The sequence below is a fragment of the Blautia sp. AF32-4BH genome, assembly GCF_003460565.1.
Lineage (GTDB): Bacteria > Bacillota > Clostridia > Lachnospirales > Lachnospiraceae > Fusicatenibacter > Fusicatenibacter saccharivorans.
Window position 1 is genome coordinate 1 of the sequence record NZ_QTVL01000010.1, and the last position, 14948, is coordinate 14948.

Genomic DNA, 14948 nt, shown 5'->3' on the forward strand with positions numbered 1-14948 from the left:
TTCTTATTTTTAGAAAAATATAGTTAATTCTGCATATTTTATATTTTATCTGAATTTTTTAAAAAAGACCGTACGCATCACACGCCGGTCCTTTTTCCACAACTTCCTTCTAATTTTTCCCCACGCGCAGAATCGCATCCTGAATATTTTCCACCGGAATCAGTGCGATTCCACCGATTTTCTCCACGGGCTTCATGCAGACAGCAGGTAAAATCACCCGCTCGAAGCCCAGTTTTTTTGCTTCCAGTACACGCTGTTCCGCCATGCTGACGGCGCGGACCTCACCGCTTAAGCCGACCTCGCCAAATACGACCGTTTTCTCATCGATCACCTGATCTTTGTAGCTCGATACGACGGCAAGTGCGATGCCAAGATCGATCGCCGGCTCATTCATCTTGATTCCGCCTGCGATGTTGACGTAGGCATCGCTTGTCGAAAGATTGACTCTTGCGCGTTTTTCCAGCACTGCCATCAGCAGGTTCACACGGTTGAAATCGCATCCTGCTGCGGTGCGGCGCGGGATTCCGAAATTACTGTGGCAGACCAGTGCCTGAATCTCGATCAGGATCGGGCGCGTTCCCTCCATGGAGCATGCGACAACCGAACCGGAAGCTCCCTCCGGCCGTCCGTTCAGCATGTACTCCGATGGATTTTTCACTTCCACGAGTCCCTCTGTCTGCATTTCGAAGACGCCGATCTCATTTGTAGAACCAAAACGGTTTTTGACGCCGCGTAGAATCCGGTAGGACGCATGACGGTCGCCCTCGAAGTACAGCACGGTATCTACCATGTGTTCCAGCACACGTGGGCCGGCCACATTACCGTCTTTTGTCACATGACCGACGATAAAGATCGAAATTCCCATTCCCTTTGCAATCTGCATCAGCACATTCGTCGATTCCCGGACCTGGGATACACTGCCCGGCGCGGAGCTGACCTCCTCGTTGTACATGGTCTGGATCGAGTCGATGACGGCAATCTCCGGCTTCTCTTTTTCCATGACGGCGCGGATGATGTCAAGATTCGTCTCACAGAGCAGGGACAGATTTTCATTAAATTCTCCGATCCGCACGGCGCGCAGTTTGATCTGGCGCAGGGACTCCTCGCCGGAAATGTATAAAACCTGATGTCCTGCTGTGGACAGCATGCGGCACACCTGCAGAAGGAGTGTGGATTTTCCAATTCCCGGATCGCCGCCGACCAGTGTCAGGGAACCCGGCACGATTCCTCCGCCGAGCACCCGGTCGAGTTCTCCGATTCCCGTCGGGATACGCTCTTCTTTTCCTGTTGAAATTTCCGTCAGATGCACCGGCTTTCTGCCCGCTGCGCTGTGGCTTCCGATCCCCTGGTTTCCCGCCGGTGTTTTGGCCGCCGTCGGTTCCTCCACAAACGTATTCCATTCTCTGCACGCCGGACACTGGCCCATCCATTTTGCTGACTCATAGCCGCAGTTCTGGCAGAAAAAGGCTGTTTTTTTTGCTTTTGCCATAGTTGTGTCTCCCTTATAATTGTCAAAAAAAGCTGCCGCACACGTTCTGCGACAGCCTTCTTTTCTTATTTCATCATGCTTTTACGATTTCTACTGCTACATTCTCTGCTTTTTCCAGCTCTACGCTGAAGGAAAGTTTTCCGCCGAGGTTTGTGGTCATGTGGCCAACGTTTACACCGTCGAGCAGCACCTTGTATTCGGTCTCTGCTTCCATTTCAACGGTGATCTGTGCATCCTCCGGTCCTTCTACTTTGAAGGTCATGCCGCCGTCGAATACGTTCAGATCGGTAACTGCGGTTCCCGGAACGGATTCGTATACGAACAGTCCGTTTTTCTCCAGCTTTGTGATTTCCTTAAAGGTTTTTACTTTATACAGATCTCCTCTGTGCTCAAAATCAGATTTTTTTGCCTTTGCCGCAAGCTCATAATCTCCGAAGCTGATGCCTCCGTCTGCCTCTGTGCGGATTAATTCTTTTACTACTGACATTTGTAAATGCCCTCCTGGTCTTGTCTTTTGTGGTGTTTCGTTTGTTTGTGAAAATCATACCATAATCAAAAAGATTTTACCATATAATTTATGGAATTTTATATTATTTTTTCTCAAGAACCTTAAATGTAATCTCTTTCTTATTCATTCCAGCCGCAACGGTATCGCCTTTTTTCACTTCTCCGTTCAGGATGGCTTCTGCGAGCGGATCCTCAATTTTGCTCTGGATCGCGCGTTTTAACGGGCGGGCACCGTACTTGCTGTCGAAGCTGTTTTCCACGAGATATTCTTTCACGGTGTCACGGACTTTCAATTCAATGTCCATCTGCTCCTTGCAGCGGCGCTCCAGATCTTTGAGCAGAATCTGCAGAATCTTCTTCATATCCGCCTTGGTAAGCTGATGGAATACAATAATCTCGTCGATTCGGTTCAGGAATTCCGGCTTAAACATCCGTTTGACTTCTTCCATCACCTGGCCCTTCATGTATTCGTAGTCTTTCCGCTCATCTTCTGTCGAAAGGAATCCAAGGCGTTTCGGCGCTACAATGTTCTGTGCTCCGGCATTGGATGTCATGATAATGCAGGTCTGTTTGAAATCAACTTTTCTGCCCTGCGCGTCGGTGATATGGCCATCATCAAGTACCTGCAGCAGAATGTTGAACACATCCGGGTGAGCTTTCTCGATCTCATCGAACAGGATCACACTGTACGGGTTGCGGCGCACTTTTTCAGAGAGCTGGCCGCCTTCCTCGTAGCCAACGTATCCCGGAGGGGAACCGATCAGCTTGGAAACGCTGTGTTTCTCCATGTATTCCGACATATCAACGCGGATCAGGGCCTGCTCTGTACCGAAAACTGCCTCGGCGAGTGCTTTGGAAAGTTCTGTTTTTCCGACACCGGTCGGTCCAAGAAACAGGAAGGATCCTGTCGGACGGTTCGGGTCTTTTAATCCGACTCTGCCTCGTTTTACGGCTTTTGCCACAGCTGTCACGGCTTCTTCCTGGCCGACAACGCGTTTATGGAGTGTCTGCTCCAGTCTTGCCAGACGTTTCGATTCTCCTTCCGCGAGACGCTGTACCGGAATTTTCGTCCAGGTGGATACGGTTTTTGCGATTTCTTCTTCTGTTACCTGCAGTTTTTTGTTTTTGCAACGGCGTTCAAAGCGTTTTCGGATCTGCTCCAGATCTTTTTCGAGCTCCTGCTGGCGCGCCTGCAGTTCTTTTGCCTGCTCAAAATCGCCGGCACTGATCGCGGATTCTTTTTCTTTCTGTACTTCGAACAGTGTCTGCTCCTCTTTTGCCATGTTGTCCGGCACCTGGTAGCCGGCGAGCTGTACGCCTGCGGATGCCTCATCGATCAGATCGATGGCTTTATCCGGCAGGAAACGGTCGTTGATGTAGCGGACGCTCATTTTTACGGCTGCTTCCAGTGCTTCATCGGTGATTTCCACGCCGTGGTGGCGTTCGTAGTATGGGCGCAGGCCTTTTAAGATATCAAGTGCTTCGCTTTCCGTCGGTTCTTCTACTTTGACCGGCTGGAAACGGCGCTCCAATGCGGCATCTTTTTCGATGTATTTACGGTATTCTTCCAATGTTGTTGCACCGATGAGCTGAATTTCTCCGCGGGAAAGGGACGGTTTTAAGATATTGGATGCATCGAGTGCTCCCTCTGCACCGCCGGCCCCGATGATGGTGTGAAGTTCATCGATGAACAGCAGAATATTTTCATTTTCCGTGACTTCTTTGACAACGCGTTTGATACGCTCCTCAAATTCACCGCGGTATTTGCTTCCGGCTACCATTCCGGAAAGGTCAAGGACAACAACTCGCTTATCGCGGATCGTTTCCGGCACGATGCCAAGGGCAATCCGCTGCGCCAGACCTTCCGCAATCGCCGTTTTTCCGACACCCGGCTCTCCGATCAGACACGGGTTGTTTTTTGTCCGGCGACTTAAGATCTGAATGACACGCTCAATTTCCTGCCCACGGCCGACAACCGGATCGAGTTTTCCTTCACGCGCAAGCTCCGTCAGATCCCGGCTGTACTGATCCAGTGCCGGCGTTTCGCTGGTCTGCGCTCCACCTCTTGTCTGCGGTCCGCGGCCGGTGTTTGTATTTCCGCTTGCACCGCCCTGCAGCGGTGCCTCGCCCATGGCAGTAAGGATTGCTCCATATAGTTTCTGAATGTTGATCCCCATGGTAAAAAGCAAACGGGTAGCAACACAGTCACTTTCTTTTAAGATTGCAATCAGCAGATGCTCGGTTCCCACAGCTCTGCTCTTAAAACGCGCTGCCTCCGCTTCTGCATTTTCAAGCACTCTGCGTACCCGCGGAGTATAGCCCGGTCGGGATTCGGTCACGGTGTTTCCGCCTGGTGCAATCAGACGGTCAATCAGTTCGGTAAGCTGTCCGGCATCTACGTGAAACTCAGAAAGCACCATGCCTGCTGTGCCATCCTCCACGTTCAGAAGTCCGATCAGAAGGTGTTCGGTTCCTACGTAATTATGTCCACATTTTTCAGCTGTCCTAACCGCATATGCCAGTGCTTTTTTTGCCTGACTGGTATATCCTTCTCTCATAATACTATTGTCTCCTTCATGTTTCGTCTGCGTAATTGCTGTAAATTTCATCTACAAGCTGATGTACTTCTTCTTTTGATATATTTTTGCAGACGGCTTTTGCAAGAATCACCTGCAGATCTTCGCGCAGTTCCTGCATGGCATACAGTTTATCCGCATCGATAGAGATAACGGCTCCTTTTCTTCGGTCAATCGAAAGAAGCCCCTCCTGCCGGAGTACGCTGTAGGCCTTATTTACGGTATGCATGTTGATTCCGATATTGTCTGCGAGCTGTCTTACCGAAGGTAGAGTATCTCCTTCCTGAATTCTGGAAGTGGCAATACCCAGAATAATCTGATTTCTCAGCTGGATATAGATCGCTTCATCGCTGTTGAAATCGATCTGTATTGTCTCATAATACATAGTTACACCCTGCTTTCTCGTATCGTTTTGTTATACATATGTTATAACAATTCGCAGACTTTGTCAACAAACGGTTTCCCTACCTGTTTTTCTCGTAGATGATCTGAAGACCTTTCAGGAGCAGATTCTCATCGATGATGATGTCATGTCTGCAGTGCGGAATCACAGCTTTCGCCAGACCTCCGGTAGCCACAATCGTGCATTTGCAGCCAAGTTCTTCTTCCATCCGTTCGATCATGCCGTCGATGCTGGCAGCGTTTCCATAAATCATACCGCCTTTCATACAGTCCAGCGTATTTTTGCCAATGACTTTTTTCGGTGCTGTCAGACTGGTCTGGCTAAGCTGCGCGGCATTTGATACGAGAGCATCCAGCGAAGTACGAAGTCCCGGAAGAATCACGCCTCCGATGAAGCTTCCTTTCTGATCAAGTACACTCATCGTCGTGGCAGTTCCCATATCGATAACAATCTGCGGACATGTGTATTCATTCAGCGCTGCTACTGCTACTACAACAAGATCGCTTCCTGCCGTTGCGGGGTCGTCCAGTTTGATATTAAGTCCGGTCTTCACACCGGGGCCGACAACTTTGACCGGCTTTTTAATCACTTTTTCTGCCGCACTCCGGCAGAGCTCTGTCACCTGCGGAACAACGGAAGAGATGATACCTCCTTCGATCTGCTCCACCGGAATCTCATACAGTTCCAGTACATTTTTCAGGCTGACTGCGTATTCCAGCTCTGTTTTTGCCTTGTCCGTGGAGAGTCTTTCGATGAAGTATGTTTTTTTCCCTTCCACACACCCAAGGACGATGTTCGTGTTGCCGATGTCTATTGCAAGGATCATGATTCGGGTTCCTCCTGTAAAAACTATGAAATGAAATTCTTGTGGTTTTATTATACATGGTGCGGTGCTTTGAGACAAGAAAAAAGACAGCAAGAAAAAGTCAATTAAGTCGATTTCATACTGTCTTCTGAATATTTCATTTTGAATTATCTATTCTTGTTGTTCACAAAAATAAATTTTACATCATTCTCAAACGTACGATTTAGCAGAATTTGCCCTGAAAATGTTTGAGTACTATACATTTTTACATCATTCTCCAACCATTACTTACAGATTTAGGGGAGGTGGAAAGTTTGAGTACCATACATTTTTACATCATTCTCAAACCATCGAGCTGCTGTTATCAACTGGATGCCGGTTTGAGTACCATACATTTTTACATCATTCTCAAACCGTAACAGATCTTTTGCAGGACGAATGGGCGTTTGAGTACCATACATTTTTACATCATTCTCAAACTATGGTACATGACGGAAGGGCGTGTAGCCTGTTTGAGTACCATACATTTTTACATCATTCTCAAACGTGCGGCAGACCATGAGTGTTGATTACCGTGGTTTGAGTACCATACATTTTTACATCATTCTCAAACGAGAAGCAAGCACGAGAGGAACGCCGGAGGTTTGAGTACCATACATTTTTACATCATTCTCAAACGAGAAGCAAGCACGAGAGGAACGCCGGAGGTTTGAGTACCATACATTTTTACATCATTCTCAAACGATTGTCAGGGCGTCCAGGGTTTCTGAAAGGTTTGAGTACCATACATTTTTACATCATTCTCAAACCCCCTGTCGGGATCGTGAACACTTTGCCGTTGTTTGAGTACCATACATTTTTACATCATTCTCAAACTTTGCTGTGGTTTGGCACAATTTTTTCTTGGTTTGAGTACCATACATTTTTACATCATTCTCAAACATGAAGTGCATCTTCACTGCCTGTTCCATTGTTTGAGTACCATACATTTTTACATCATTCTCAAACCTCGCTGCTGCGGGAACTGCGACCGGAGAGTTTGAGTACCATACATTTTTACATCATTCTCAAACTCATTGATTACACCAATATTATCAAGTCCAGTTTGAGTACCATACATTTTTACATCATTCTCAAACAGGCATGTGCGGCTGTTCAAACCAGTATGCGTTTGAGTACCATACATTTTTACATCATTCTCAAACGACCAGTTGCACCTCAATGATTCGGTAGGAGTTTGAGTACCATACATTTTTACATCATTCTCAAACTACTGATTTCTTATAATTTCCAAGTCAATTGTTTGAGTACCATACATTTTTACATCATTCTCAAACCTCAAATTTAAAAATGAACTGCTTTCATCTGCACAAAACAGGTACTCAAATATCCGATGGATATTAATAGACATCACATCCATCTTTGTCAATTATATAATATTCTCTCTGATTCGAAAAGTCCCTTTGTATATTTTCTATGAAAAGCAAGGATATTTCATAGTAGCATGCCATTTGGGAGAGTTTGTTTATTTGCGTTTCATTCAGATAGGACCGAATATTTATCAGAATCACCAGTTCTTTTTGGAGAAGTTCGGCCATAACTTTGATATATTGCGTCAATTTTTCCAGAAGCCCCATCTCTTTTTCGGTTTCTGTCTGAACTCCCATCAATTTTAGGAGTGCGCTCAAATCGATTTCCTCATTTTGTTCCAATTCGTACCCACTGACAGCTTCCAATTGATAGATGTATTTCTTCAGTTCCGCAATAATTCTCTGTGTTTCAAGAAACATTTCTTCATTTTGCGCACTTTTGACCAGCTCTGTAAATAACCGTTTTTGTATTCTGTGATCCGCAAAATCAAGAGAAAATGGCGTTAATATTAATTCCACATCTCTTTTCATATTCAGCTCTGTGTCAGCTTTAGAAAGTACGAAATTTCCCTCCTCTCCCTGATTTTGTTTTTGCAGCTGCTCCACATATTTTAAAAACAGCTCCGGTGATTCTATAATCCATTCCGTGGGACAGTTCCGATGAATCGCAATAGGTTTTTCCAAGTCCACATGTACCAGTTTCATAAAATCACCAGCCTTTCATCCGTATTCAACACTTCACTCTTTACGTTCCCAACAATCAGATCCATTTTCGCATACTGCTTCTCAGTCACCGTTAAAAGCTGTACCAGGCCTTCTTCCGGCTTATTTTTATGAATCTGATCCACGATTCCATTCACTGCAGTTGTATTTAACGCAAGCTTACAGTATACGGATTCCTGGAGCATCAGGAATCCGCTTTTCAATAAAAACTTTCGAAATCTCGCATATTCTCTTCTCTGATCGCCCGTCAGCACCGGAAGATCAAACAGTACCAATACTCTCATAAAACGATAACTCATAGGCCATAAAACCGGATCAATGCACTGTCATTCTCATTTAAGGCATCAAATACACTTTTACAGTAAATTTTTATGGCATTATTCACATACTGTGTTTTCCCGTCTATCATGACTTCGTTGTTTAATACATTGACCAACTGTATTTTTTCCTCATGCGTAAATTCTTTCCTCTGCATTTGGATTACTTCCCGGTCAATCAGAACACGGAACGGTTCCATCAAATCGGACGCCAGATTAAACTGATTAAACATATTATCATGAAAGAGTCCGAGCTGTGTAATATAACCGCTCGCTACAATTTCTCTCGCAAACGCAGACAACAAAATGCTATATCCGTAATTCAGCGCTGCATTTTCCGGACAATCCGCAGTTCTGGTAAATGTCATGCCGAACAACGCATTAAAATATACTTTTGCCGCATGCCCTTCCCGGTTTGTCTCATCGTTCCAGCCAATCTCCTGTAAATATGCTTCTAACAGACCCGCTTCTTCCTTTCCCAGATTTTTTAACAGTTCCTTCTGTTTTCGTATTTTTTCCGTCACAATCTCTGTCCAGATCGCTTCTTTACTGTGCCGGCTCCACTGAATCTGCTTTCTGATTTTATTGCTGGTATCATGACTTCCGTAATACCCAACCAGTTCCGACGATGGATTTCTCTTTTCATCGCAAAAAATCACTTTTATTTTCTTTTTGGTCAGCTCTGCCAGCAGACTTGCTGTGACTGTTGCTGCTGTTGACTCAATCAGAATGGTTGAGATTTCACTTAAATGTATTTTTGTTACTTCTTCATTTCGTACCACAAGATAACCAAGCTGATAGTCCAGCTTTGCCCGTTTGGAAATAACCACAATCCGCCAGCTCATAATGCATTCAGGTCTACTGCCTGCTCGTAAATACCGGTTGGCGATTGATGAATCATTTCGATTCGACTGCAATCGGTTATATTTTTGTTGAGATACAAAATTCCTGCTCTTCCAGATCCTCCAATTAATTTCAAATCAGCGGTAACACTCTGGCACTGGAAAAAATGTAAAATTTCATACAAAACGATACACTTTTCTTCTATGCATAATTCTTTAAATTTTTCTCTTTTTTCCGTTAATGTCTTTGCCTGTGCTCCAAGTTTTTTTGCATATACCGTATTTGTTAATTTATTTAAAAAGGTTTCATACAGCATCACCACCTTCTTTTCTTCTAAATGGTCGGAATCGTAAATTTTCAGTTCTTTATTCTGTTTTTTACGTTCCACGTACTGTACTATTTTTTTCAGTATTTCCATTTCTTCCTGGGAAAGTACCAGCTGATTTGCACCTTGCATCAATAGCTGATCTCCTGATCTTCCGGAAACCCACATATAAAATCCGTCCACACAAAACAGAGTATCTATTTTGATTTCCGGCACCAGCACTCGCGGATTCTTTAACTGTCTTTCCTCTTCCAGATACCGAATTATATTTTCTTCTGACTTCTGAATTTCCTTTTTCAGACGAATCGGCACATACTCGATTGTTCGTATTTTCTTTCCCTTTTTGCCCTCCGATTCTGCCAGCACAAAGTAAGCTCCCGCCTCTTTGTTATATCCTCCATACTTCTGTATATCACAAAGCCGTTCATCACTGCTCTTGATCGGAACCTGACCTTTTCCTTTTTTGACAATCTGCTGGTCAAACAATGCACCTGTTGCCTCATACGATCTTCGCGTCACAAGAATGTTGTTCTTTTCCATAAACTTTCGGACTGTCACAATGGTTCCGTTCCCGCCTTCCCAGGCAATTTCTCCGTTTCGTTCAATTCTTTCCTGTTCAAACATCTTCTTCAGATTATAACTTCTTCCCGGATTTTCCTTAATGAAGTGAATCGGATTTGATGTGAATTTTACAAAATATGCGTTGCCAACGACAATATTCAAATAAGCATCCTTCGCATGATGATAATCATTCATCTCCCGTACCTTCAGAAATTTAAAATCCTTACGGAACTTTGAAACGGTTGGCGCTTTCACATAAACAATCTGTGTATCCGGGATCACCTGCTGCAGAATACTTGCTGCCGCTTTTGTACTCTGACGAGTTTCCACCAGCTGCCTGGAAATAAATCCAGCCAATTCAGACGGTTCAAATCCATTTCCTCTTATCAGCCGTTTATATTTTTCTTCACTGATCAATCCGGCATCCACTAAAGATTTCCAGAATGGCTGCATTTTTTTCCGAACTGTTTCATCGATCGGATATTTATCCTCTTTCATCTGATTACACTTTTTCTTTACAAGTACCCGGTTATCCAGGCTATCATCCATCACTTTGGACTGTGGAAAAATATGATCAATGTCATACTTCTGATTATCCCACAATTCCTCCAGTTCAATTGTTTCACCGGAATACATGCATTTTCCTTTTTGCGTATAATACAAATACAGCTTGTCTCTTCTCATTTCCGCATCGGAACGCTTTTCAATCTCATCTATCCAGTCTTTTTCTTCCGCTTTACATTTTTTATAGAGTTCCAGCAGTTTCTTTTTTCTTGAAGTGGTTCTTCCCTGATCGTTTTTTTCTCTTGCCATTTCTATAAAAACACGTTTCGGTGGGTTTCCCATCACTTTACAGATTTCCTTTACAATCAAAAGGCTCTGCCAAATCTGCCGCTTCACTGCCGGTGATACGTAAAGTTCCTCGACTAATTCATACGAAATATCCCGTTTTTTCTGTTCGTTTCCATTCTTTTCTTCGATTGCCGATGCAAACAAATATTTTTCGCTAAGCAGTTGCATCAGATTGTCATTCGTCTCCCACAAAGCCCGAATAATAGACCATGCCTCTCCCGTTTCCGGTGCCGGTGCTTCCATCTCTTCCAAAAACACTTTTGAGAGTCTTCCCCAACCACGATACGGCAGTTTACTTATGCTGTCTCTTTGTTTTTCTGTCAACTCCGGAAACAGTTTCTTTAATCTCTGTTTCAGTATCGCTTTATCATCTCCAAACAGCGTTACGTTCAGGATGATGCATTCTTTTTCCGCCTGGTTCAGTGACAGATTTGTTAATTTCTCTTTAAAGTCATGGTATGCCGTAAGAGAACTCTTGAAATCACCATCAATTCCGGTAATTTCAACTTCTTTTCCGGTAATTCCTTCTTTCACTAAATAGTTTTTCAGTTTTTTCTGTGTAACCTTTCTGCTTTTCTGGAATACTTCTTCATATATTTTCTGTTTCTGCTCTACAGATATCTTTTCTCCATCCAAACGCAGATTATTTAATTCATTTAAAACTTCGTATTTGCTGTACAGCAGAGAATACTTTGGTAAAACATCTTCACTTGGCAGATAAGTACATTTATTCGTCATTCTTCGAATAAACTGCTCTGCACTTGCTTCCAAATCTACCATCTCATCGAAGTTCCATGGATATATTTTGCCTTCTTTTCGTACCGCCCAGTTACTCTTCTCCCCTTTTTTTCGAATTCCGTTTAAGGGTCCTACGTAGTACGGAATGCGGAATGTGAAAATCTTTTGAATCTTCTCTCCATTCTCTTTCAGTAGCGGAACTTTATCTTCCAGATTTTTCAGGATTGCATTTAATTCATATAAATGAATCTGATATGGAATGACACTGTTGTCTTTTACAGTCTGTTTCGGAAGAAACGTTCCCATTTCCATTTCCTTCTGCATGCAGGATGCTTTCGTCACATCTGATATCTTGCCCAGAATATTCTTTTTCAGATAACCGTAAAAGTCTTCCTGACTACATTGTTTTGGTGCCTTGATATACGCATAATAATTAGCTTTTTCATCCTTTTTTGCAAACAGTCTCTGATATTCTTCCCTTGAAAGATTCTCTCTGACCAGCTTTTTCAGATCTTTCAGATCTTTTTTATGCTTTTCATAAAGTGCCACTTTTGCCTCTGAAAGAGAAGAATAGTTCTGCAAAATATCAGCCAGAACAGCCCAATCGTACACTGCTTTTGCGTGTTCAATTAATACATATTTTTCTCCCAGCTCTGCTTCGATCTCTCCAGCGTATTCTTCATAACCTGCATCTGCGAAGCAAAGTTTTGGCCGTTCCAGTGTATCCATCTGTTTTTCCCCAAACAGATTTCCCAGTTTTGCTGTTCCACCGGTAATCAATCCCAGCCACTCTTTTTCACAGGATGTTTCTGCCCGCATTGCTTTTACTGCTTTTGTCTTTTTCGCAGATTTGGTCAATGTTCGGTCTTTTAAAATTGCCTCTATTTCCTTGCTTCTTTCCACTCCAATCTCGGAAGAAAAGCCAAGTTCTTCTGCCCGCACTGCTTCAAGGAACTGTTCAAATGTTGTCTGAAATTCTCTTACCTGTTCGATATTTCCGTTTAATAGAAAATGGCCTCTGTGTTTCATCATATGATGCAGAGCAAGATATATCAGGCGAATATCAGGCGTTTCGTCAGTTTCCATTAACCATTTTCTCAGATGATAGATGGTTGGAAACTGTTTATGATATTCTTTGTCTGTGTAATCATCATCCGCAAACAATGCATAGGGAAGTTCCGGACACTTTCCCTGCCTGTCACGCTTATCCTCTGGCCAGTAACGACTCTCTTTCATTCTGCGAAAAAATCCATCATCTATCTTTTCTACTTCTTCCGCAAAAATTTTCTGCAGCAATTCTATTCTCCAATTACGACGATCCAATCTTCGTTTTGCTGTCCGAAACCCTCTTCTCTCTTCTGCAGTCTGTGCACTGTCAAATAGCCGTACACCCCAAAGTGTTTTTCCATGTGCGCGCAAAATTTCGTACTTCTCATTTGTCACAGCCCATCCAACCGAACTGCTTCCCATATCAAGTCCGAGATAATATTCCCCTTTCATCTGTTCTTTCCTCCATTTTCTACATTTTATCTAATTTTACCATATATTTTGATTTTTTACATCTTTTCTTTCCTATTTTCAACAATTCTACTTCCTGGTTCTTGCTGTTCTCACAGTACTGAATCATAACCATGTTTCATTTCTAATTTTAGACAACAAAAAAACTGCTGTCTATGAAGACAACAGTTTTCGTTCCACACACTGTGGACCATCTAACGATGGCGTTTTCGATAAATCGTTATTTGAACTTATGATGTAAAATTTAGTATGGTACTAAACTATCTACACTATACTTCTATTTTTTCCTTTCGTCAATCTTTTTTAGAAAGTTTTTATGATAATTATTCCATTTTTTTCTCTTGCGTCCTTCTTGTTTTTATGGTAAAATATATCTTGTTCTGATTACGAACACTGCCGCTGTGGCGGAATTGGTAGACGCACTTGACTCAAAATCAAGCGGTGAATAACCGTGCCGGTTCGAGTCCGGCCAGCGGCATAGCTAAAAAAGATCTGCAAGAACGAACGTTGATGCAGATCTTTTTTTATTGTCTTCCCTTCAAAAAACAGCTTTTGAAAGAAAGAAAACCCCTTTCGAAGAACCGGCCATCTGCCGCATGGTTCTTTTTGAAAGGGGTTTTACTGTTGTTATCTCTTATTTATTTCCAAACATCTTTTCATATTCCGGTGTTCCATCCAGTGTAGCGAAGTAATCCTTCGGGGTTTCTGCGCGGCGGATGACTTCAAAGCTGCCGTCCTCTTTTAACAGAACCTCTGCAGATTTTAATTTTCCGTTGTAGTTGTATCCCATGGAAAATCCATGTGCGCCGGTGTCGTGGATGAAGAGGAGGTCTCCGACTTCCACTTCCGGAAGCATGCGGTCGATCGCGAATTTATCGTTGTTTTCGCACAGGGAGCCTGTTACGTCATATTTGTGGTCGCACGGCTGATCTTCTTTTCCCATCACCGTGATGTGGTGGTAAGCGCCGTACATAGCCGGCCTCATCAGGTTGACCGCGCAGGCATCACAGCCGATGTACTCTTTGTAGATGTGTTTCTGATGGATGGCGCGGGTAACGAGTCCGCCGTACGGTCCCATCATGAAACGGCCCATCTCCGTGTAAATTGCAACATCGCCCATGCCGGCCGGAACGAGGACTTCATCGTACACTTTATGTACACCCTCGCCAATCACGCGGATGTCATTGCCTTCCTGATCCGGTTTGTACGGAATTCCGACGCCGCCGGAAAGATTGATGAATTTAATCTTCACGCCTGTCTCTTTCTGCAGCTTTACAGCCAGCTCGAACAGTGTTTTTGCCAGAACCGGGTAGTAATCGTTGGTTACGGTATTACTCGCAAGGAAGGAATGGATGCCGAACTCTTCTGCCCCTTTTGCCTCCAGAATGCGGAACGCCTCAAAAATCTGCTCGGTTGTCATGCCGTATTTGGCATCTCCCGGATTGTCCATGATATCGGTGCTAATTTTGAACAGTCCGCCCGGGTTATAACGGCAGCAGATTTTCTTCGGAATGTAGCCTAATGTTTTCTCAAGAAAATCAATATGGGTAATGTCATCAAGGTTAATGATCGCACCAAGCTCTGCAGCCAGTTGATACTCTGCAGCCGGTGTTACGTTGGATGAAAACATGATTTTATCTTTCTCAAATCCCATCGCATCGGAAAGCATCAGCTCCGTGTAAGAAGAGCAGTCGCATCCGCAGTCATATTCACCCAGCATTTTGATCAGTGTCGGGTTTGGGTTCGCTTTCACAGCAAAATACTCACGAAATCCCGGATTCCAGGAAAAAGCTTCCTTTACCGCTTTCGCATTCTCACGAATTCCTTTTTCATCGTAAATGTGAAACGGAGTTGGTACTGCTGCTGCGATTTCTTCCAGTTTTTCTTTTGTTACAAAAGGCTTCTTCGTCATTCTCTTTTG

The 14948-nt window shown here is 43.7% G+C and carries 10 protein-coding genes, 1 tRNA gene and 1 CRISPR repeat array; of the genes, 1 reads left to right on the forward strand and 10 read right to left on the reverse strand.

Annotated features, from left to right (window positions below):
- Positions 1 to 109 precede the first annotated feature (109 nt).
- The 9 genes from radA to cas9 form a co-directional block, all read right to left on the reverse strand.
- Positions 110 to 1489, reverse strand: coding sequence for a DNA repair protein RadA (gene radA, locus DWZ44_RS12585; RefSeq protein WP_117804995.1), 1380 nt, complete (start codon positions 1487 to 1489; stop codon positions 110 to 112).
- A gap of 73 nt (positions 1490 to 1562) precedes the next feature.
- Positions 1563 to 1976, reverse strand: coding sequence for an endosialidase (locus tag DWZ44_RS12590; RefSeq protein ID WP_117804996.1), 414 nt, complete (start codon positions 1974 to 1976; stop codon positions 1563 to 1565).
- Between the two features lie 103 nt (positions 1977 to 2079).
- Entirely contained in the window at positions 2080 to 4554 is a 2475-nt protein-coding gene (locus DWZ44_RS12595; protein ID WP_117804997.1) for an ATP-dependent Clp protease ATP-binding subunit, read from the reverse strand.
- A 16-nt stretch (positions 4555 to 4570) separates the two neighbouring features.
- Complete coding sequence (locus DWZ44_RS12600; protein WP_117510240.1) at positions 4571 to 4957, reverse strand: GntR family transcriptional regulator; 387 nt, start codon at positions 4955 to 4957, stop codon at positions 4571 to 4573.
- A gap of 79 nt (positions 4958 to 5036) precedes the next feature.
- Positions 5037 to 5801, reverse strand: coding sequence for a type III pantothenate kinase (locus DWZ44_RS12605; RefSeq protein WP_117510241.1), 765 nt, complete (start codon positions 5799 to 5801; stop codon positions 5037 to 5039).
- 225 nt (positions 5802 to 6026) lie between these two features.
- A CRISPR array of direct repeats spans positions 6027 to 7117; the repeat unit is 36 nt; unit sequence GTTTGAGTACCATACATTTTTACATCATTCTCAAAC.
- A 63-nt stretch (positions 7118 to 7180) separates the two neighbouring features.
- The gene (gene csn2 / locus DWZ44_RS12610) at positions 7181 to 7855 is read right to left on the reverse strand and encodes a type II-A CRISPR-associated protein Csn2 (RefSeq protein WP_117804998.1); all 675 of its coding nucleotides are present in this window, start codon (positions 7853 to 7855) and stop codon (positions 7181 to 7183) included.
- Positions 7852 to 8157: a CRISPR-associated endonuclease Cas2 gene (gene cas2, locus DWZ44_RS12615; protein ID WP_117510243.1), complete on the reverse strand. Its 306-nt coding sequence runs from the start codon at positions 8155 to 8157 to the stop codon at positions 7852 to 7854. Before cas2 ends, csn2 begins: the two co-directional genes overlap by 4 nt.
- An 11-nt stretch (positions 8158 to 8168) precedes the next feature.
- On the reverse strand, positions 8169 to 9035 hold the full coding sequence (cas1, locus tag DWZ44_RS12620; RefSeq protein ID WP_117804999.1) for a type II CRISPR-associated endonuclease Cas1: 867 nt from the start codon (positions 9033 to 9035) through the stop codon (positions 8169 to 8171).
- Positions 9032 to 13009, reverse strand: coding sequence for a type II CRISPR RNA-guided endonuclease Cas9 (gene cas9, locus DWZ44_RS12625; RefSeq protein WP_117805000.1), 3978 nt, complete (start codon positions 13007 to 13009; stop codon positions 9032 to 9034). The genes cas1 and cas9 overlap by 4 nt, the downstream gene beginning before the upstream one ends.
- A gap of 413 nt (positions 13010 to 13422) precedes the next feature.
- On the opposite strand from cas9, the gene DWZ44_RS12630 reads away from it, so the two are divergent.
- Positions 13423 to 13505 (forward strand) — tRNA-Leu (locus tag DWZ44_RS12630).
- A 156-nt stretch (positions 13506 to 13661) separates the two neighbouring features.
- On the opposite strand, the gene DWZ44_RS12635 is transcribed toward DWZ44_RS12630, so the two are convergent.
- A complete protein-coding gene (locus DWZ44_RS12635) occupies positions 13662 to 14939 on the reverse strand; it encodes a diaminopimelate decarboxylase (RefSeq protein WP_117805001.1) in 1278 nt (425 codons plus the stop codon).
- Between the last annotated feature and the right edge of the window lie 9 nt (positions 14940 to 14948).